Annotated in this window: 17 protein-coding genes; 12 read left to right on the top strand and 5 right to left on the bottom strand. The window is 71.6% G+C overall.

The features are described from left to right. Nucleotides 1–198 precede the first annotated feature (198 nt). Both ABT288_RS30645 and ABT288_RS30650 read right to left on the bottom strand, forming a co-directional pair. Nucleotides 199–1,767, bottom strand: a complete 1,569-nt coding sequence (locus ABT288_RS30645; protein ID WP_351614491.1) for a DUF1906 domain-containing protein — start codon at nucleotides 1,765–1,767, stop codon at nucleotides 199–201. Between the two features lie 193 nt (nucleotides 1,768–1,960). Then, on the bottom strand, nucleotides 1,961–3,685 hold the full coding sequence (locus tag ABT288_RS30650; protein ID WP_351614493.1) for a glycoside hydrolase family 43 protein: 1,725 nt from the start codon (nucleotides 3,683–3,685) through the stop codon (nucleotides 1,961–1,963). A 222-nt stretch (nucleotides 3,686–3,907) separates the two neighbouring features. Here ABT288_RS30650 and ABT288_RS30655 point away from each other — a divergent pair, with 222 nt between their 5' ends. Both ABT288_RS30655 and ABT288_RS30660 read left to right on the top strand, forming a co-directional pair. Continuing rightward, nucleotides 3,908–4,822 (top strand): HipA family kinase, encoded by a 915-nt coding sequence (locus ABT288_RS30655; protein WP_351614496.1) that lies wholly within the window; start codon nucleotides 3,908–3,910, stop codon nucleotides 4,820–4,822. 10 nt (nucleotides 4,823–4,832) lie between these two features. Further along, nucleotides 4,833–4,991 carry an Rdx family protein gene (locus ABT288_RS30660; protein ID WP_351614499.1) on the top strand — a complete coding sequence of 53 codons (159 nt, stop codon included), beginning with the start codon at nucleotides 4,833–4,835 and terminating at the stop codon, nucleotides 4,989–4,991. 3 nt (nucleotides 4,992–4,994) lie between these two features. On the opposite strand, the gene aceB is transcribed toward ABT288_RS30660, so the two are convergent. Together aceB and ABT288_RS30670 are read right to left on the bottom strand one after the other, a co-directional pair. Next, nucleotides 4,995–6,620 (bottom strand): malate synthase A, encoded by a 1,626-nt coding sequence (aceB, locus tag ABT288_RS30665; protein ID WP_351614501.1) that lies wholly within the window; start codon nucleotides 6,618–6,620, stop codon nucleotides 4,995–4,997. A 184-nt stretch (nucleotides 6,621–6,804) separates the two neighbouring features. Beyond that, complete coding sequence (locus ABT288_RS30670) at nucleotides 6,805–7,407, bottom strand: nucleotidyltransferase family protein (RefSeq protein WP_351614504.1); 603 nt, start codon at nucleotides 7,405–7,407, stop codon at nucleotides 6,805–6,807. A gap of 129 nt (nucleotides 7,408–7,536) precedes the next feature. Here ABT288_RS30670 and ABT288_RS30675 point away from each other — a divergent pair, with 129 nt between their 5' ends. Then, the gene (locus ABT288_RS30675; RefSeq protein ID WP_351614506.1) at nucleotides 7,537–7,854 is read left to right on the top strand and encodes a DUF5955 family protein; all 318 of its coding nucleotides are present in this window, start codon (nucleotides 7,537–7,539) and stop codon (nucleotides 7,852–7,854) included. A 121-nt stretch (nucleotides 7,855–7,975) separates the two neighbouring features. On the opposite strand, the gene ABT288_RS30680 is transcribed toward ABT288_RS30675, so the two are convergent. Continuing rightward, entirely contained in the window at nucleotides 7,976–8,770 is a 795-nt protein-coding gene (locus tag ABT288_RS30680; protein WP_351614509.1) for an IclR family transcriptional regulator, read from the bottom strand. Nucleotides 8,771–9,044: 274 nt separating this feature from the next. Here ABT288_RS30680 and allB point away from each other — a divergent pair, with 274 nt between their 5' ends. The 9 genes from allB (at nucleotide 9,045) to ABT288_RS30725 (ending at nucleotide 18,301) form a co-directional block, all read left to right on the top strand. Beyond that, a complete protein-coding gene (allB, locus tag ABT288_RS30685; protein WP_351614511.1) occupies nucleotides 9,045–10,385 on the top strand; it encodes an allantoinase AllB in 1,341 nt (446 codons plus the stop codon). A gap of 43 nt (nucleotides 10,386–10,428) precedes the next feature. Further along, entirely contained in the window at nucleotides 10,429–11,568 is a 1,140-nt protein-coding gene (gene alc, locus ABT288_RS30690) for an allantoicase (protein WP_450860879.1), read from the top strand. 124 nt (nucleotides 11,569–11,692) lie between these two features. Further along, complete coding sequence (locus ABT288_RS30695; RefSeq protein ID WP_351614517.1) at nucleotides 11,693–12,511, top strand: AIM24 family protein; 819 nt, start codon at nucleotides 11,693–11,695, stop codon at nucleotides 12,509–12,511. 96 nt (nucleotides 12,512–12,607) lie between these two features. Next, nucleotides 12,608–13,234 carry a dihydrofolate reductase family protein gene (locus ABT288_RS30700; protein WP_351614520.1) on the top strand — a complete coding sequence of 209 codons (627 nt, stop codon included), beginning with the start codon at nucleotides 12,608–12,610 and terminating at the stop codon, nucleotides 13,232–13,234. Nucleotides 13,235–13,391: 157 nt separating this feature from the next. Then, on the top strand, nucleotides 13,392–14,303 hold the full coding sequence (locus ABT288_RS30705; protein ID WP_351614522.1) for a DMT family transporter: 912 nt from the start codon (nucleotides 13,392–13,394) through the stop codon (nucleotides 14,301–14,303). A gap of 85 nt (nucleotides 14,304–14,388) precedes the next feature. After that, nucleotides 14,389–14,784 carry a ribonuclease domain-containing protein gene (locus ABT288_RS30710; protein ID WP_351614524.1) on the top strand — a complete coding sequence of 132 codons (396 nt, stop codon included), beginning with the start codon at nucleotides 14,389–14,391 and terminating at the stop codon, nucleotides 14,782–14,784. Nucleotides 14,785–15,006: 222 nt separating this feature from the next. Continuing rightward, a complete protein-coding gene (locus tag ABT288_RS30715; RefSeq protein WP_502972862.1) occupies nucleotides 15,007–16,290 on the top strand; it encodes a sensor histidine kinase in 1,284 nt (427 codons plus the stop codon). A gap of 83 nt (nucleotides 16,291–16,373) precedes the next feature. After that, entirely contained in the window at nucleotides 16,374–17,045 is a 672-nt protein-coding gene (locus tag ABT288_RS30720; protein WP_351614526.1) for a response regulator transcription factor, read from the top strand. A 71-nt stretch (nucleotides 17,046–17,116) separates the two neighbouring features. Continuing rightward, on the top strand, nucleotides 17,117–18,301 hold the full coding sequence (locus ABT288_RS30725) for a cytochrome P450 family protein (RefSeq protein WP_351614529.1): 1,185 nt from the start codon (nucleotides 17,117–17,119) through the stop codon (nucleotides 18,299–18,301). Nucleotides 18,302–18,411: the final 110 nt, after the last annotated feature.

The following is an 18,411-nucleotide window of genomic DNA, read 5'->3' on the forward strand; positions in this document are numbered from 1 at the left end:
CGGCGAATACGGGAAGGCGCCGAGCGGGCGTCGTGCCGTGGCCCGAGGAGCGGTTCATGCCGATGGCAAGCCGGACAAATCCCCTATGTCATCGGAGCCGTGTCTACTATGCAGGACGCCTAGTCGCCGAGTCTGCTGTGATGGATATCACTCTGCCGGCCTGCTCCGGCGGGCGGTGGCCCGCCGGAGGCGCGGTGGTCAGCAGTCGGGGATGACGGTGCCGTTGTTGTCCTTGGCCTCGTCGTTGCCCCAGCGGGTGAGGTAGTAGGCGGAGACGTACTGGCCCGCCGGTCCGGTGTCGGGGTCGGTCTTGAGCCACCAGTGGTTGTAGGTCGTGGTGTCACCGATCTGACGGCCCCACACCTTGCAGTACACGTAGTTGGTGCCCGCGTTCAGGGTGCCGGTCCGGGTGGTGCTGGTGGGCGAGGCGTACACGGGGGGGTTGGCGAAGGTGTCCACCCAGTACTTGGTGGACGGCGGGGGAGCACTGCCTCCGCCGTCGACGTCGAGGTAGTCGCCGTCGATGTCGACGGTGACACCGCCCCAGGTCTCGTCGGAGCCACCGGAGTACTGGTGGATGCGCTGGTGGTCGGCCCAGTCCGCGGCGGGCACATACGTGCCGGCGTCGGTGTCGGCGACGCCGTTCCACCAGGCGTACCAGATGTGGTCCGGGAGGGTGTAGGCGCCGGTGGTGTACTGCGCCGCGAGGTCACGCATGCCGGAGCCGGCGCTGGAGTAGACACCGGAGCGGTAGCCGCGCGCGTGCAGTTCGCCGGTCCAGGCGGAGAGGTAGTTCAGGACGCCGGTGCCGCAGGAGGAGTTGGTGTTGTCGTAGCCCTCCATGTCGTCGTAGAGGACGCTGCCGGCCGGGAGTCCGAGCGCCTGTGCCTGGGAGACGGCGTCGTCGGCCTCCGCGGTGCCCTGGCTGCGGGCGGTGGCCGGATCGGTGGAGACCGTGTGGCCGAAGGAGGTGCAGGGCGCCTGGGAGCCGACGTACGTCGGGATCAGGTGCCAGCCGTTGCCGGTCACGGTGCTCACCCAGGACGAGGTGAGATCGGGCTGGGCACAGGCGCGGCTGTTGCCGCCGATGTAGACACCCACGGCCCGGTAGGGCGACGCACCCCAGGCGTTCATCGTGGCGGTGCTCGGGGCGGCACACGCGTCGAAGCCCTTGCCGGTGTAGGCGCCGGGCTGTGCGGCGACGTCCAGGGCGGCGGAGGCGGCCGCCTTCCGGGTACGGCTCGCGCCGGGCCGGGCCTGGCCGTCGAGCCGCCCGGTGCGCAGGATCCGCTCGGCCGGCGCCCTGCCGGTGCCGTACGTGGCGGTGGCGATGACCCCGGCGGAGGGCACGGCCAGCCGGATCTCGCCGGTCTCGGCCGCGGTGGCAGGCCCGGGTGCGTAGGTCGCGGTTCCCTTCGCCGCTACGAGCGTGCCGCGGTCGACCGTCGCGGTGCCGGTGCCGTCCAGGGGCTCGACGAGCAGGGCCTCGGTGCGTCCCACGAGGTGGGTGGGGCAGTGCTCCTGACCTGCGGGGTGGCCGAGGTAGACGGCGTGCCGGTCGAAGCGCACGCAGGTGTCCGGCTCGGTGGCCAGATCGATGACCGGCCAGTCGGCGGGGACACGGAGGTGGTAGCCGTGGTAGGCCACCTCCTGGGTGGCAGTGGTCGCGGCCTGCGCGCTGTGCGCGGTCAGCGCCGCGGATGCCGTGGTGAGCAGCAGGGCCAGGGCAGTGCGGGCCGTGCGTCTGGCACGGCTGGAGCTAGTCATGTACATGACCCCTCTCGGCTTACGTGATCATGACAAGGGAGCGTGCGGGTCCGTGAGCGCTGTGTCTGTGTCAGATGCCTTGCCCGAAGGCCGTGTTCGCGGTACCGGCCCACACCCTAGCGTCTGTGATATCGATTTCAAGAGCTATGCGGCGGGAACACGCGAGATGTGGCACGGGCGGCCGAGTGCGTGCTCAGAAGGTGTCGCCGACCGTGACATCGCGGTAGTCGGCCGCGGTGTCCTCGGTGACCAGACCGGGCTGCCCGTTGAGCAGTACCGGGAAGGACGCGCCGCCGAAGGTGCGCTGCTGAGCCTGGGCGCCGTCGAGGAAGAACGTGTAACCGGCGCCCGCCTTCACCACCTTGAGCGTGTGGTACTGGGCCGGATCGAACCCGGTCGGCAGGGCCGAGTTCTGCCAGGGCTGCTCGACGCCCTGCACCACGGCGTGGGTGGCGAGCACCCCGTACGTGCGGTCGATGAAGACCTCGACGTGGTTGTCCTTGTCGGCGTACGAGGCGTAGATGCCGTACTTGGGGTACGACGAGGTGGTGCCGGTGGCGCTCCAGCGCGCGTCGGCCGAGACCGTGTAGTTCTCGTAGTTCGGGTTGGAGGCGTAGAAGAGCTGTGACCACCGGACTCCGTCCAGCGAGGTCACGCTCGCGGTGCGGGGGTCCGTGACGGTCCAGGTGCCGGCCTTCCGGCCGCTGGTGCCGTCGCCCTCGGCCGCGTCGCCGAACGCGTCGCCCCAGCCCGAGGCGTACGGGTCGGCGGAGGGCGCCGAACCGGGCTCCCCGGAGGGCACGTCGAGCGGCACTCCGTCGTCGACGGGGTATCCCGGCAGGGGCGAGCCGTCGCGGGCGTCCCAGTACAGCCGCTGGGCGCGAAGCTCGCGACCGGCGTCGCAGCCCTGGGTGTTGGAGTGCGCCAGGAACCAGTCCTCGTTGCCGTCCGGCGAGGTGACGGCCTCGAACGAGGCGGATCCGGCGACATTGCCGTGGTACTTGAGGATCGGGCCGGTCTTGGCCCAGGACGAGGGGCTGAGCAGATTGCCGTCGGTGTTGGTCAGCAGCCCGACCGCGTAACTGCGGGTGCCGCAGAAGCTGGCGGAGAAGGTGAGGTAGGTCCTGCCCGCGTGCTGGAAGGCCTCGGGTCCCTCGTTGACCGGGAAGTACCCGACCGTGCCGCTGCTGGGGCCGTCCGGGAGATCCACGGTCTCCCACGGCCGGGTGGGCGCCGAGATCTGCACCCGGCTGCCGCTGATGTGGAGCGGGTCGCTCATCGTCGCCAGGTAGATGTTCTGCTGATGGGCGTTGGCGGTGGGCCACCCGGACCAGGCGATGTACAGCGTGCCGTCGCTGCCGGCGAACACGGTCGGATCGATCGCCCACAGGTCGGTCGACTCGTGGAGCTGTCCGTGGGCATAGCCGGTGTCGGCCTCGGTGTACGGGCCTGCCGGGTCGCCACCGGCCGCCTGCAGGACGAAGAGCCGGTGGCCGGACCCGTCGCCCGCCGAGGTCGCGGTGTAGTAGATGTAGAAACGGCCCTGCACGTAATGGATTTCAGGCGCCCACACCTCGGCCGAGTTCGACTGTCCGGCGGGAATGTGGAACACGTCGTGCTTCTCGGCCGTGGCGAGCCCGGTGATGGTGGCCGACTTCCACACGCACAGGTAGCGGGCGTCGCAGCCGTCCGTACTGGTCATGTAGTAGGAACCGCCGTACCGGATGACGTACGGGTCGCTGACGTGCTGCCGGATCGGGTTGGTGAAGGTCGCGGCACCGACTGCCGCCGTGCGCGTCGTCTCCCGGTCGGCCCGGTCCGCGCGGGCGGCGGTCGGCAGGAGCGCGGGGACGAGGGTGACCAGTGCCGCGAGAGTGCGCAGAAGCGGCCTCCGCCGCTGTCCGAGCAGGTCCACCATGGTGGGCTCCGTAGGGGGAGAGGAAGCCGTCGATCGACAGCCATGAAATCGATTTCCGCAGTGTAGGAACGGGTTGAGTGGTCGTCAATGGGCTGGAACCCGCGCGGGAAAGGACTCCTCGGCCGTCACGCCTGGTCACTATGCTCGGTTCATGCCGGAGGATCGCACCGCGTCCGAGCCGGCCGTGGAATGTAAGCCGAACAACCGTGGGGGCCTTGGAAAATGCTCAGAGAGGTCACCGCAACCCGCTACGTCACGCCCCTGCGCTCCGGCGGCTCCGTCCCCGGGGTCGTAGAGGCAGACGACGACGGCACCTACGTCGTGAAGTTCACCGCTTCGGCGCAGGGCCACAAGGCGCTGGTCGCCGAGGTGATCGTCGGCGAGCTCGCCCGCGCGCTCGGCCTGCGCTTCCCCGAGCTGGTCCTCGTCCACTTCGACCCCGCGATCGCCGCCGGCGAGCCGCACCAGGAGGTGCGTGAGCTGCACGGCGCGAGCGCGGGCGTGAACCTCGGCATGGACTTTCTGCCGGGCGCCCGGGACTTCACCCCGGAGATCGCGAGGAGCTTCCTCGTGGAGCCGCTGGAGGCGGGCCGGATCGTCTGGCTGGACGCGCTGACCGTCAACGTCGACCGTACGGTGCACAGCTCCAACCTCATGGTCTGGCCCACGCTCGGCACCGTTCCGCCCCGCCTGTGGCTCATCGACCACGGCGCCGCCCTGGTCTTCCACCACCGCTGGGACACCACGGCACCGGGCAAGAAGTACGACTTCCGCCATCACGCCCTCGGCCACTACGGCCCCGACGTCCGCGCCGCCGACGCGGAACTGGCTCCCCGGGTGACCGAGGAGCTGCTGCGCGGAATCGTCGCGCAGGTGCCGGACGCCTGGCTCGCCGAGGACGCCGGGTTCGCGACGCCGGACGACGTCCGGGACGCCTACGTCGACTACCTTCTCGCACGCCTACGGCTCTCGCCCGAGTGGCTGCCCGGCGACTTCCCGAGCCGGGAGGAACTCGCGGCCGAGGAGGCCGCCCGCGCGCGGAGGACACAGGCGGGCCGCCCGGACTGGCTCAGGCGCGTGCCCGACCTGCACGGCAAGCCGGCGGCGGAACAGGACTGGTCGGTGCACCTGGGCTGAGGCACATCCGATGAGCCATCGCGCACGGATCGAGTACTGCACACGGTGCCGCCGGCTGCCCCGTGCCGCCTGGCCGGCGCGGGAACCGCGCACCACCTTGGTCAAGCGCCTCGTACGCGACCGAGTGGCCCCGGGAAAGCCCCTGGGCCACTCGGACAGGACCGCGTAGGCGTCAGCCCTCGAGCTGCTCGTACGCCGGCAGGGTGAGGAAGTCGGCGTAGTTCTCGTCCAGGGCGACCTTCAGCAGCAGGTCGTGGGCCTCCTGCCAGTGGCCGGCGGCGAAGGCCTGCTCGCCGATCTCCTGGCGGATGTCAGACAGTTCCTCGGCGGCGACCTTGCGGGCCAGCTCGGGCGTGGCCCTGTCGCCGTTCTCGAACTCGACGCCCGCGTTGATCCACTGCCAGATCTGGGAGCGGGAGATCTCGGCGGTGGCCGCGTCCTCCATCAGGTTGAAGATGGCGACCGCGCCGAGCCCGCGCAGCCAGGCCTCGATGTACCGGATGCCGACCTGGACGGCGTTGACGAGACCGTTGTACGTCGGCCTCGCGTGCAGCGAGTCGATCGCGATCAGGTCGGCCGCCTCGACGTGGACGTCCTCGCGCAGCCGGTCCTTCTGGTTCGGCTTGTCGCCGAGGACCCTGTCGAAGGACTCCATGGCGATCGGGACGAGGTCGGGGTGGGCGACCCAGGAGCCGTCGAAACCGTCGTTCGCCTCGCGGTCCTTGTCGGCGCGGACCTTCTCGAAGGCGACCTTGTTGACCTCGGCGTCCCGGCGGGACGGGATGAACGCCGCCATGCCGCCGATCGCGTGCGCGCCGCGCTTGTGGCAGGTGCGGACGAGGAGTTCGGTGTACGCCCGCATGAACGGGGCCGTCATTGTGACCGCGTTGCGGTCCGGCAGGACGAACCGGGCGCCGCCGTCACGGAAGTTCTTCACGATGGAGAACAGGTAGTCCCAGCGGCCCGCGTTCAACCCCGAGGCGTGGTCGCGGAGTTCGTAGAGGATCTCCTCCATCTCGTACGCCGCCGTGATCGTCTCGATCAGGACGGTGGCGCGGATGGTGCCCTGCGGGATGCCGACGTAGTCCTGCGCGAAGACGAACACGTCGTTCCAAAGGCGCGCCTCCAGGTGCGACTCGGTCTTCGGCAGGTAGAAGTACGGGCCCTTGCCGAGGTCCAGCAGCCGCTGCGCGTTGTGGAAGAAGTACAGGCCGAAGTCGACGAACGCGCCCGGGACCGGCGTACCGTCGGCGTCGGCCAGGTGCCGCTCGTTCAGGTGCCAGCCGCGCGGGCGCATGACGACCGTCGCCAGTTCCTCGTCCGGCCGCAGGGCGTACGACTTGCCGGACTTCGGGTCGGTGAAGTCGATGTTCCGGGTGTAGGCGTCGATCAGGTTGAGCTGGCCGAGGACCACGTTCTCCCAGGTGGGCGCGGAGGCGTCCTCGAAGTCGGCGAGCCAGACCTTCGCGCCCGAGTTGAGCGCGTTGATGGTCATCTTGCGGTCGGTGGGGCCGGTGATCTCGACGCGCCGGTCGTTCAGCGCGGCCGGGGCCGGGGCGACCTTCCAGGAGTCGTCCGCGCGGATCGCGGCCGTCTCGGGGAGGAAGTCGAGCGTGGAGGTGCGGGCGATCTCGGCGCGGCGCTCGGCCCGGCGGGCGAGGAGTTCGTCACGGCGCGGGGTGAACCGCCGGTGCAGCTCCGCCACGAAGGCGAGCGCCGCGTCCGTGAGGACCTCTTCCTGCCGGGGCAGGGGCTCGGCGTCGACGATGGCCAGCGGGGACGGCGCTGGTGCGGACATGAGCTGTCACTTCCTTCAGCGGTGGCACCGGGTGCCTAGTGGCACGAATAGGGCGAACAGCGCCCGCTGTGCGGTCAGGCGCTTCTGAACAGTGGATAGTAGTTTCCTCATTGTGGAACTTCAATGGTTTGTTGATGTCGAGATTCTCTGAGTCGAGGCAAGGTGGCGCTCAGTGCCACCGCCTTCACTCAAGGTGGCGCAGGTCGGCCTCGGTGTCGATGTCGTACGGCTCGGCCACGTCCGCGCACTCCACGAGCCGGATCTGAGCCGCGTGGTCCTTCAGATAGGCGCGAGCGCCACGATCCCCGGTCGCGGTCTCCGCGATGCCCGGCCAGTGGGCCGCGCCGAACAGCACCGGATGACCCCGGGTGCCGTCGTAGGCGGCCGAGACCAGCGATTTCTCGTTCTCGTAGGCGCCGAGCACCCGTGCCACGGCCGCCGGCCCGATGCCCGGCTGGTCGACGAGGCTCACCAGGGCGGCGCGCACCCCCGTGCCTCCCAGCGAGGCGAGGCCGGTGCGCAGCGAGGAGCCCATGCCCTCGGCCCAGTCGGGGTTGTCCACGAGCACGCAGCCGCTCAGATCGGCCCGCGCCCGCACGTCCCCGGCGCGCGCGCCCAGTACGACGTGCACCCGCGCGCATCCGGCCGCGCGCAGCACCCCGACCGCGTGCTCGACCAGGGGGCGCCCCCGGTGCTCCAGCAACGCCTTGGGCCGCCCGCCGAGCCGTCTGCCCCCGCCTGCGGCGAGCAGCAGCCCGGCGACCTCCTCGCGATGGTTGTCGGTCATGCGTCCTGCATACCTGACGGGGGACGCGGCGGCCGCTTTCCTTGGGCTGAATTTCGGTCCGCCCTGTGGCGCTCCCGGACGCCGTGGCGTTTACTGGCCCGCGCACGACGGAGTGTGAGGGGGAGGGCTGTGTTGCGGAGCTTGGGGCAGAGGTCAGTGACCGGCAGCGACGAGGACCCGAGAGTGTCGGAACTGCGGACCGCGGTGTCCCGGCTGCGACGCGAACTCGCCGCGCTCCCGTCCGACTTCCCCGACCGGGGCATAGCCGAGGACGAACTGGCGACGCTGGCGGCGATGGCCTCCGGCGGTTCACCGGAGATCCCGCGTCTGCGCAACTCCCTTTTACTGATCGCCGGTGCCATCGGCTCCGTGAGTGCCCTGGCCAGGGGTCTGAGGGGCGTCCGGGAGGCGGTGGATCTCTTCGGCGAACCGACGCAGAGGGGCTAGCTGTGCCTGCCTGGAGGCGCGGGGCCGCATGTCCTGTGCGGCTCCAGCGCGTGGGCGCGTCAAGCCGCAACACACCCGCACTCCCACCCGCACCCGCCCGCGGCGCAGGCCCCCCGGGCTCTCAGGCGCCCGAACTCGCCAAAGCCTGAGACAGCTCGAGGGCGATCTGCTGCAACACCGGCACGATCTTCTCGGTGGCCTCTTCGGTGACCCGCCCCGCCGGCCCCGAGATGGAGATCGCCGCCGCCGTCGGAGACTCCGGCACGGACACCGCGAGGCACCGCACCCCTATCTCCTGCTCGTTGTCGTCCACGGCGTACCCCAGCCGCCGTACGTCCTCCAGCGCGGCGAGGAAACCCTCGGGTGTGGTGATCGTCTTCTCCGTCGCGGCCGGCATCCCCGTACGGGACAGCAGGGCGCGCACCTCGTCGTCCGGCACGCCGGCCAGCAGCGCCTTGCCCACGCCGGTGGAGTGCGGGAGCACCCGTCGGCCCACTTCGGTGAACATCCGCATCGAGTGCTTCGACGGCACCTGGGCCACGTACACGATCTCGTCGCCGTCGAGCAGCGCCATGTTCGCGGTCTCGCCGGTCTCCTCGACCAGCCGCGCGAGATACGGCCGCGCCCATGTGCCGAGCAGCCGGGACGCGGACTCGCCGAGCCGGATGAGCCGGGGGCCGAGCGCATAGCGCCGGTTGGGCTGCTGACGGACGTACCCGCAGGCGACCAGCGTGCGCATCAGCCGGTGGATGGTCGGCAGCGGCAGCCCGCTGGTCGCGGACAACTCGCTCAGGCCGACCTCGCCACCCGCGTCCGCCATCCGCTCGAGGAGGTCGAAGGCGCGCTCGAGGGACTGGACCCCGCCCGCGGCGGAGGGCTTGGCGGAGTCGTTGGTGCTGGCGCTGGACGTCGGCACGGCGCGTTCCTTTCGGGACTGGCAAGAGGTGAGAAGCCTACCCGGCAGCCGGTTGACTCCCGGCTTGTGCGTAGCTACGTTCTGCTTGCTGGAATTCTAATTCCGCTTTGTGGAAACGTCCAGAGTGGGTGCCCGTCGGGCGTCGCCCGGAAGTGTGCCCCTTGACGGCGGGGAGGCGGGAGTGAAGACTCCTTCAACAGAACGTTGAATTCCGTTACGTGCGTGTAAATCCCCTTTCCGGGGGCGTAAAACGGCGGTACAGAGAGGGGTTCGGGTGTCCGACGCTGAACTGGTCCTGCGCTCGACGCGCGTCATCACTCCGGAAGGGACGCGGGCCGCCACGGTCACCGTGTCCGCCGGGAGGATCACGGCCGTCCTGCCCTACGACGCCCAGGTCCCGGCCGGCGCGCGGCTGGAGGACTTCGGCGACCACGTCCTGCTGCCCGGCCTGGTCGACACCCACGTGCACGTCAACGACCCGGGCCGCACCGAGTGGGAGGGCTTCTGGACCGCCACCCGCGCGGCGGCGGCCGGCGGCATCACCACGCTGGTCGACATGCCGCTCAACTCCCTCCCGCCGACCACGACCGTCGACCACCTGCGCGTGAAGCAGGCGGTGGCCGCGGACAAGGCGCACATCGACGTCGGCTTCTGGGGCGGCGCCCTGCCCGGCAACGTCAAGGACCTGCGCCCGCTGCACGACGCCGGTGTCTTCGGCTTCAAGGCGTTCCTGTCCCCGTCCGGTGTGGACGAGTTCCCGCATCTCGACCAGGACCAGCTCGCACAGGCCATGGCGGAGATCGCCGGCTTCGACGGCCTGCTGATCGTGCACGCCGAGGACCCGCACCACCTCGCCGCCGCCCCGCAGCACGGCGGCCCCAGGTACGCCGACTTCCTCGCCTCCCGCCCGCGCGACGCCGAGGACACGGCCATCGCGGGCCTCGTCGCGCAGGCCCGCCGCCTCCACGCGCGCGTGCACGTGCTGCACCTGTCCTCCAGCGACGCGCTGCCGCTGATCCGCGCCGCCCGCGCCGAGGGTGTCCGGATCACCGTGGAGACCTGCCCGCACTACCTCACCCTGACCGCCGAGGAAGTCCCGGACGGCGCCAGCGAGTTCAAGTGCTGCCCGCCCATCCGGGAGGCCGCCAACCAGGACCTGCTGTGGGAGGCGCTGGCCGACGGCACCATCGACTGCGTGGTCACCGACCACTCGCCCTCCACCGCCGACCTGAAGACCGACGACTTCGCCACCGCCTGGGGCGGCATCTCCGGCCTCCAGCTCAGCCTCTCCGCCGTGTGGACGGAGGCACGCGCGCGTGGTCACGGCCTGGAGGACGTCGTGCGCTGGATGTCCGCGAAGACCGCCGCCCTGGTCGGCCTCGACGCCTGCAAGGGCGCCATCGCCCCCGGCCGCGACGCCGACTTCGCCGTCCTCGCCCCCGAAGAGACCTTCACCGTCGACCCGGCCGGCCTCCAGCACCGCAACCGGGTCACCGCGTACGCGGGCAAGACCCTGTACGGCGTCGTGAAGTCCACCTGGCTGCGCGGCGAACGCATCGTCGCGGACGGCGAGTTCACCGAGCCGAAGGGCGCGCTGCTCGCCCGCCCCCGGTAAGCCACCCTCCGCATCCGCACCGGCCGACTCCCGAAAGGAACCCCTGATCACCGTGACGGCGCTGCATCAATCTTCTCTGGCTCGCTTCACCGGCGACGCGAACCCCTACGGAGGCGGCGACCCGTACGCGGACTACCGCACCGCCGACTTCCCCTTCACCCAGTACGCCAACCTCGCCGACCGGCAGCTCGGCGCCGGTGTCATCGCCGCCAACGACGAGTTCTTCGCCCAGCGGGAGAACCTGCTGGTGCCCGAGCCGGCCGAGTTCGACCCCGAGCACTTCGGGCACAAGGGCAAGGTCATGGACGGCTGGGAGACCCGCCGCCGGCGCGGCGCCCGTGCCGAACACCCCTGGCCGACGGCCGAGGACCACGACTGGGCGCTGGTCCGCCTCGGCGCGCCCGGCGTGATCCGCGGGATCGTCGTCGACACCGCCCACTTCCGCGGCAACTACCCGCAGGCGGTCTCCGTCGAGGGCACGTCCGTACCCGGCTCGCCGTCCCCGGAGGAGCTGCTGGGCGAGGACGTGAAGTGGACGACCGTCGTCCCCCGCACCGCCGTCGGCGGCCACGCGGCGAACGGTTTCGCCGTCTCCGTCGAGCAGCGCTTCACCCACCTGCGCGTCAACCAGCACCCCGACGGCGGCATCGCGCGCCTGCGCGTGTACGGCGAGGTCGTCCCGGACCCCGAGTGGCTGGCCGTCCTCGGCACCTTCGACGTCGTCGCCCTGGAGAACGGCGGCCGGGTCGAGGACGCCTCCAACCTCTTCTACTCCCCGGCCACCAACACCATCCAGCCGGGCCGCTCCCGCAAGATGGACGACGGCTGGGAGACCCGCCGCCGCCGCGACCAGGGCAACGACTGGATCCGCTACCAGCTGGCCGCCCAGTCGCAGATCCGCGCGATCGAGATCGACACGGCCTATCTGAAGGGCAACAGCGCCGGCTGGGCGTCGGTGTCCGTGAAGGACGGCGAGCACGGCGACTGGACGGAGATCCTCCCGCGCACCCGCCTCCAGCCCGACACCAACCACCGGTTCGTGCTCCCCAAGCCCGCGGTCGGCACGCACGCGCGGATCGACATCTTCCCCGACGGCGGCATCTCCCGCCTGCGCCTGTACGGCTCCCTGACCGAGCAGGGCGCGGCCGGCCTCGCCGCCCGGCACCAGGAACTGGGCGGCTGACCCACCTCCTGCCCGCGGGGGGCGCCCCGGCCCGGACAGCACCGGGGCGCCCCGCGCGTCACCCACACGGATCCGTTTCCCGGCCCCCTGGAACTTACGGGTCCGTCTCCCGCGTTCTTCCCGCGTGACCCTTCAGCAAGAGATCGTCGGCAACGCCATGCAGATGGCGGTCGTCAACCTGCAGCCCGGCCAGACCGTGTACTGCGAGGCCGGAAAGTTCCTGTTCAAGACGACGAACGTAACCATGGAGACGCGGCTGTCCAGCCCGTCCGGAAACGGCGGGCAGCAGGGACAGGGCGGCGGCAGCGGCGGCATGGGCGGCCTGCTGCGCCAGGCCATGGGCACCGCCATGCAGGTCGGCCAGCGCATGCTCGCGGGCGAGTCGCTGGCGTTCCAGTACTTCACCTCCCAGGGCGGTGAGGGCACGGTCGGCTTCGCGGGCGTGCTCCCGGGCGAAATGCGGGCCCTGGAACTCGACGGCACGCGCGCCTGGTTCGCCGAGAAGGACGCCTTCGTGGCCGCCGAGTCCACCGTCGACTTCGGCATCGCCTTCGCGGGCGCCCGCACCGGCATGAGCGGCGGCGAGGGCTTCATCCTGGAGAAGTTCACCGGGTACGGCACGGTGATCATCGCCGGCGCGGGCAACTTCATCGACCTCAACCCGGCGGACTTCGGCGGCCGCATCGAGGTCGACACCGGCTGTGTGGTCGCCTTCGAGGAGGGCATCCAGTACGGCGTCCAGCGCGTCGGCGGCCTCAACCGCCAGGGGATCATGAACGCCGTGTTCGGCGGCGAGGGCCTGTCCCTGGCCACCCTGGAGGGCAACGGCCGGGTGATCCTGCAGTCCCTCACCATCGAGAGCCTCGCCAACGCCCTGAAGAAGGCCCAGGGCGGCGACAAGCAGGGCCCGACCGGCGGACTGTTCTCCACCCACGCCGGCTGAGCCACCGAGGTGGCGCACGGGGGCCGATGAGTTGCGGGTGCGTGCGGGGTCTGACCTGATGACCGAAAGACCCCGCACCCGGAAGAAGGCACCGCCATGGGCAAGCTCGTCTCCACCGTCTTCGTCACCCTCGACGGCGTGTACCAGGCGCCCGGCGGCCCCCAGGAGGACACCAGCGGCGGCTTCGCCCAGGGCGGCTGGAGCTTTCCGTACGGCGACGACGACTTCGGCCGGTTCATCGCCGAGGTCTTCGACCGCGCCGGCGCCTTCCTGCTCGGCCGCCGTACCTACGACATCTTCGCCTCCTACTGGCCGAAGGTGACCGACCCTGCCGACCCGATCGCGTCCCGCCTCAACAGGCTCCCGAAGTACGTCGTCTCCTCCACCCTCCAGGCTCCCCAGTGGTCCGGCACCACCGTGCTCGGCGGCGACCTCGCCAAGGAGGCGCAGGCCCTGAAGGAGCGCACGGACGGCGAACTGCAGATCCACGGCAGCGGCGCCCTGGTCCGCTCCCTGATCGACCTCCGGCTCCTCGACACCCTCCACCTGCTGACCTTCCCGGTGGTCCTCGGCGCCGGCCGCCGCCTGTTCGCCGAGGGCGCGGTCCCCACCGGCTTCCGCCACACCGACGGCCGCGTCACCGGCGCGGGCGTGTCCATCCAGTCGTACGACCTGGCGGGCGACCCGCAGTACGGGTCGTACGAACTCCCGGAAGGCGCGTGAGGCGCGGCGAGAAGGGACGCCCGAGGCGCTGCTGAAGGCGCCCGGGACGCGCGCACAAACCCCTGGCCGAAGATCGTCTCCGCCGGTACGGTGATCGCGCCCGTGCGAGCCGCCGACGTCTCCGCACCTCCCTTTCGGAGACCGGGAGAGCCGCCCCATGTCGTCGATCGCCGTACCGGGTGCCACCGTCGCGCCCCGCCGTGCCTGGCACACCGACCTGCCCGTCCTGCTCGTCGCCGTCTGCTGGGGCGGCAGTTATCTCGCGGCCAAGGACATCACCACCGCCCGCACGGTCCTCGCCGTGCTCGTGCTGCGGTTCGCGCCGGCCGTGCCGGTACTGGCCGTCTCCGGACGCCGGGCCCTGCGGGCGCTCACCGGCGCCCAGTGGCGCGGCGCGGCCCTGCTCGGGCTGATCCTCAGCGGGATCTTCCTGCTGGAGACGTACGGCGTGGTGCAGACCTCGGCGACCAACGCCGGTCTGATCATCAGCCTCACCATGGTCTTCACCCCGCTCGCCGAGGCCGCCGTCACCCGCACCCGGCCCACCCCGGCCTTCCTCGGCGCGGCGCTGCTGTCGGTGCTCGGCGTCGTCCTGCTCACCCAGGGCGGCGGCTTCACCCGGCCGAGCACCGGCGACCTGCTGATGCTGCTCGCCGCGCTCGCCCGCACCCTGCACGTCCTCGCCATGTCCCGGCTCAGGGCCGTCCAGGGCGCCGGCGCGCTGCCGCTCACCACGGTCCAACTCGGCGCGTCCGTCGCCGTCTTCGCCCTGCTGTCGGCCGCCTCGGGTGGTCCGGCGCCCTGGTCGGTCGCGGCCGGGTTCGGGGCCCGGGACTGGGCGGGGCTGCTGTTCCTGACCGCGCTGTGCACGGTGTTCGCCTTCTTCGTGCAGATGTGGGCGGTCCGCCGTACCTCCCCGTCCCGGGTGGGGCTGCTGCTCGGCACCGAGCCGTTGTGGGCCGCCGCGGCGGGTATCGCCCTCGGTGGGGAACGGCTCGGCGCGCTCGCTCTCGCGGGCGGTGCGCTGGTGCTTGTGGGGACCGCGTGGGGGCGCAGGGCGGCAGGTTAACTTCCCGAAAACTCCTCGGACTTCATGGGAAAATCTTCAACCTTGTCGTTGACATGCCAACGTCTACGCGCGTCATCATGAAGACATGAGATTCCCCCCACACCCCACTCGCATCGGCGCCGCAGCCGCGCTCCTGTCCGCCCTTCTCGTGGGCGGCACCGTCTCGGCCACCACGGCGGACGCCGCAGCCTCGTCGGTCGGCAGCATCTGTTACGGCGCCCTGCCGTCGCAGGCCCACGACACCCTGGACCTGATCGCCCAGGGCGGCCCGTACCCGTACTCGCAGGACGGCACCGTCTTCACCAACCGTGAGGGCGTCCTGCCCAGCGAGTCCTCCGGCTACTACCACGAGTACACGGTGATCACACCCGGCTCCCCCACGCGCGGTGCCCGGCGCATCGTCACCGGCGAGCAGTCCCAGGAGGACTACTACACCTCCGACCACTACGCCACGTTCAACCTGATCGACTTCGGCTGCTGAGCCGGACGACGACAGGACTCCAGGGAACAGCGCCACAGGTCCCACGCACGCACGAGCGGGCCGCCGGGGATGCCCCGGCGGCCCGCTGCCGTCCGGTGTCCGGTCAGGCGGTGACGCTCGGCACGGCTCACCCGGTGGGGCCGCCGAAAGTCGACGAGTCCGCGACTTTGGTAGCCGATCAACCCCTGCCGGGCGGCCGGCACCCCCGCGCCCTGCATAGATTTGTCGACCGTGACAGAGAACGAGCTCGACCACACCGTGGCGCGCGGAGCGTGGCCCCGCCGGTGGATGCTGCCCTCCGCCCTGCTGCACGGGCTCGACCCGGACTCCGCCCCGGCAGGCCGGCGGCCCCGGCGCACCGCACGGGACTGGGCCGTCGACACCTGCTGCTTCCTGCTGGCCGTGTTCCTCTTCCTGGCGTCCGCCGCCACCCTTCGCCAGGAGGACGTGCCCGGTGGCCTGGCCGTCGCCGACGTGGTGCTGGGCGCCCTGTCCTGCGTTGCCGTCTGGCTGCGCCGCCGCTGGCCGGTCGGCCTCGCCGTCGCGATGGTCGTCGTCGGTTTCGTGTCCTCCACGGCGGGCGGGGCCGGCGCGGTCGCCCTGTTCACGCTGGCCGTGCACCGGCCCTTCCGTTACGTCGCCTGGATCGGCGGCGCCGACCTCGCCCTCGTACCCGTCTACTACTGGCTGCGCCCCGACCCCGATGTGCCCTTCGCGGCTTCCGTCGTGTTCGTTGTGCTGCTCGCCGTCTCCGTCATCGGCTGGGGCATGTTCGTGCGCTCCAAGCGGCTGCTGCTGCTCAGCCTGCGCGAGCGGGCCCGGCGCGCGGAGACCGAGGCGCGGCTGCGCGCCGAGCAGGCGCAGCGGCTCGCCCGCGAGGCCATCGCCCGCGAGATGCACGACGTCCTCGCCCACCGGCTCACCCTGCTCAGCGTGCACGCGGGCGCGCTGGAGTTCCGGCCGGACGCGCCCCGCGAGGAGGTCGCCCGGGCCGCCGGAGTGATCCGGGAGAGCGCGCACGAGGCGCTCCAGGACCTGCGGGAGATCATCGGCGTGCTGCGGGCCGGCGAGTCCGACGACGCGGCCGGGGAACGGCGCCAGCCGACGCTGGCCGCGCTGGACGCCCTCGTCGCCGAGTGCCGCGAGGCCGGCATGAAGGTCACGTTGGAGCACCACGTCGCCGACCCGGCCGCCGTACCCGCCTCCGTCGGCCGCACCGCCTACCGCATCGCCCAGGAGGCCCTGACCAACGCCCGCAAACACGCCCCCGGCGCCGAGGTCACCCTGAGCCTCACCGGCACCCCGGGCGAGGGCCTGACCGTCACGGTCACCAACCCGCCGCCCACCACCGAGCCCACGCCCGTCCCCGGCTCCGGGCAGGGCCTGATCGGCCTCACCGAGCGCGCGACCCTGGCCGGCGGCCGGCTGGAGCACGGCAGCACGGCCGACGGCGGGTTCGAGGTACGGGCCTGGCTGCCCTGGGGCCGCACCGGGCCCACAGCCTGAGGCCCCCCTGGGCCGGCCGGCCGTGGATCCCGGCGGGCCGAGGGGGGCAACACGGGCAGCGCAACCGTGATTACGTAAGCCCCATGACGCCGATCAGACTCCTCCTCGTCGACGACGACCCGCTCGTACGGGCCGGACTGGCCCTGATGATCGGCGGGGCCGAGGACATCGAGATCGTCGGGGAGGCCGCGGACGGCGCCCAGGCCGAGGAACTCGTCTCGCGCACCCGGCCGGACGTCGTCCTCATGGACATCCGGATGCCGTCGGTGGACGGGCTCACCGCGACCGAGCGGCTGCGCGCGCGGACCGACGCCCCGCAGGTCGTGGTGCTCACCACCTTCCACGCCGACGAGCAGGTGCTGCACGCCCTGCGCGCGGGCGCCGCCGGATTCGTGCTGAAGGACACCCCGCCCGCCGAGATCGTCGACGCCGTGCGCCGGGTCGCGGCCGGCGACCCCGTGCTGTCGCCCGCCGTCACCCGGCAGTTGATGCGGCACGCGGCCGGCGGCGCCGCCGACGCGCGCCAGGCACGCGCGCGTGAACGGCTCGCCGTCCTCAACGACCGCGAGCGCGAGGTCGCCGTCGCCGTCGGCCGCGGCCTCGCCAACGCGGCGATCGCCACCGAGCTGTTCATGAGCGTGGCCACCGTCAAGACGCACGTCTCCCGCGTCCTCGCCAAGCTCGGCCTCGGCAACCGGGTCCAGATCGCGTTGCTGGCGTACGACGCCGGACTCCTCGAGGAGGACGGGCACTAAGCGCCTGCGCCGCGCGTTGTCCTGGTGCCGGGGATGCCCGGTGTGCCTCGGGGGAGTCCGGAAGGGGAGCGATGGGCAGGCAAGACGTGGTTGATCTGGGGGAGTTCGGGGACGCGCTGCGCACGGATCCGCATCCGGTGTACGCCCGGCTGCGCGAGCAGGGCCCCGTGCACCGCGTCCGGCTGCCGGGCTGGGAGGACGAGGCCTGGCTGGTCGTCGGGTACGAGGAGGCGCGGGCGGCCCTCGCCGACAACCGGCTGGCCAAGGACACGGCCAAGATCGGCGTGACCGTCATGGACCAGGAGATGATCGGCAAGCATCTGCTGGCCACCGATCCGCCCCAGCACACCCGCCTGCGCGGCCTCGTCACCCGCGCGTTCACGATGCGCCGGGTGGAGCAGCTGCGCCCGCGGATCCAGCAGATCACCGACGAACTGCTGGACGAGATGCTCCCGGCCGGCCGCGCCGACCTCATCGCCTCCCTCGCCTACCCGCTGCCGATCACCGTCATCTGCGAACTCCTCGGCGTGCCGGGCATGGACCGCGAGGAGTTCCGCGCGATGTCCACGGAGGTGGTCGCGCCGACCAGCGAACAGACGGGGTACGACGCGATCGTCCGCCTCGGCCAGTACCTCACCGAGCTGATCGAGGACAAGCGCTCCTCGGGTCCGACGGACGACCTGCTGAGCGATCTGATCCGCACCACCGCAGAGGACGGCGACCGGCTCTCCGCGCAGGAACTGCGCGGCATGGCCTTCCTGCTGCTGGTCGCCGGCCACGAGACCACCGTCAACCTCATCGGCAACGGCGTCCACGCCCTCCTGACCCACCCCGGCCAACTCGCGGCCCTCCGCGCCGACATGAGCCTCCTGGACGGCGCCGTCGAGGAGATGCTGCGCTACGAGGGCCCGGTGCAGAGCGCCACCTACCGGTTCGCCGCCGAGCCCCTGGAGATCGCCGGCGCCGCCATCGAGAAGGGCACCCATGTGGTGATCAGCCTCACCGCCGCCCAGCGCGACGGCGAGCGCTACGACGAACCGCACCGGTTCGACATCCGCCGCGACACCCGCGGCCACCTCGCCTTCGGCCACGGCATCCACTACTGCCTCGGCGCACCCCTGGCGCGCCTGGAGGGCCGCACGGCCATCGGCGCCCTCCTGGAGCGCGCCCCCGGCCTCGCGCTCGACGGCACGTCGGGCGAGTGGCTGCCCGGCCTGCTGATGAGAGGGATGCGCACCCTTCCGGTGCGCTGGTGAACGGCCTCTGAGACCAGCCCTGCGCGAGCCGCGGCCACGTTCGCAGGCGTAGCCCGCGGCGCGGCAGGTGTTGGCGGAGTCGGCGGCAATGGTCGTGCGCGGCGCGGGTG

Source organism: Streptomyces sp. NPDC001093, assembly GCF_040298985.1.
GTDB lineage: Bacteria > Actinomycetota > Actinomycetes > Streptomycetales > Streptomycetaceae > Streptomyces.

Excerpts from the sequence above, each read along its gene's own strand:
- ABT288_RS30645 (WP_351614491.1), bottom strand. The coding sequence starts at position 1,767 with ATGACTAGCTCCAGCCGTGCCAGACGCACGGCCCGCACTGCCCTGGCC.
- ABT288_RS30650 (WP_351614493.1), bottom strand. The coding sequence starts at position 3,685 with ATGGTGGACCTGCTCGGACAGCGGCGGAGGCCGCTTCTGCGCACTCTC.
- ABT288_RS30655 (WP_351614496.1), top strand. The coding sequence starts at position 3,908 with ATGCTCAGAGAGGTCACCGCAACCCGCTACGTCACGCCCCTGCGCTCC.
- ABT288_RS30660 (WP_351614499.1), top strand. The coding sequence starts at position 4,833 with ATGAGCCATCGCGCACGGATCGAGTACTGCACACGGTGCCGCCGGCTG.
- aceB (WP_351614501.1), bottom strand. The coding sequence starts at position 6,620 with ATGTCCGCACCAGCGCCGTCCCCGCTGGCCATCGTCGACGCCGAGCCC.
- ABT288_RS30670 (WP_351614504.1), bottom strand. The coding sequence starts at position 7,407 with ATGACCGACAACCATCGCGAGGAGGTCGCCGGGCTGCTGCTCGCCGCA.
- ABT288_RS30700 (WP_351614520.1), top strand. The coding sequence starts at position 12,608 with ATGGGCAAGCTCGTCTCCACCGTCTTCGTCACCCTCGACGGCGTGTAC.
- ABT288_RS30705 (WP_351614522.1), top strand. The coding sequence starts at position 13,392 with ATGTCGTCGATCGCCGTACCGGGTGCCACCGTCGCGCCCCGCCGTGCC.
- ABT288_RS30710 (WP_351614524.1), top strand. The coding sequence starts at position 14,389 with ATGAGATTCCCCCCACACCCCACTCGCATCGGCGCCGCAGCCGCGCTC.
- ABT288_RS30720 (WP_351614526.1), top strand. The coding sequence starts at position 16,374 with ATGACGCCGATCAGACTCCTCCTCGTCGACGACGACCCGCTCGTACGG.
- ABT288_RS30725 (WP_351614529.1), top strand. The coding sequence starts at position 17,117 with ATGGGCAGGCAAGACGTGGTTGATCTGGGGGAGTTCGGGGACGCGCTG.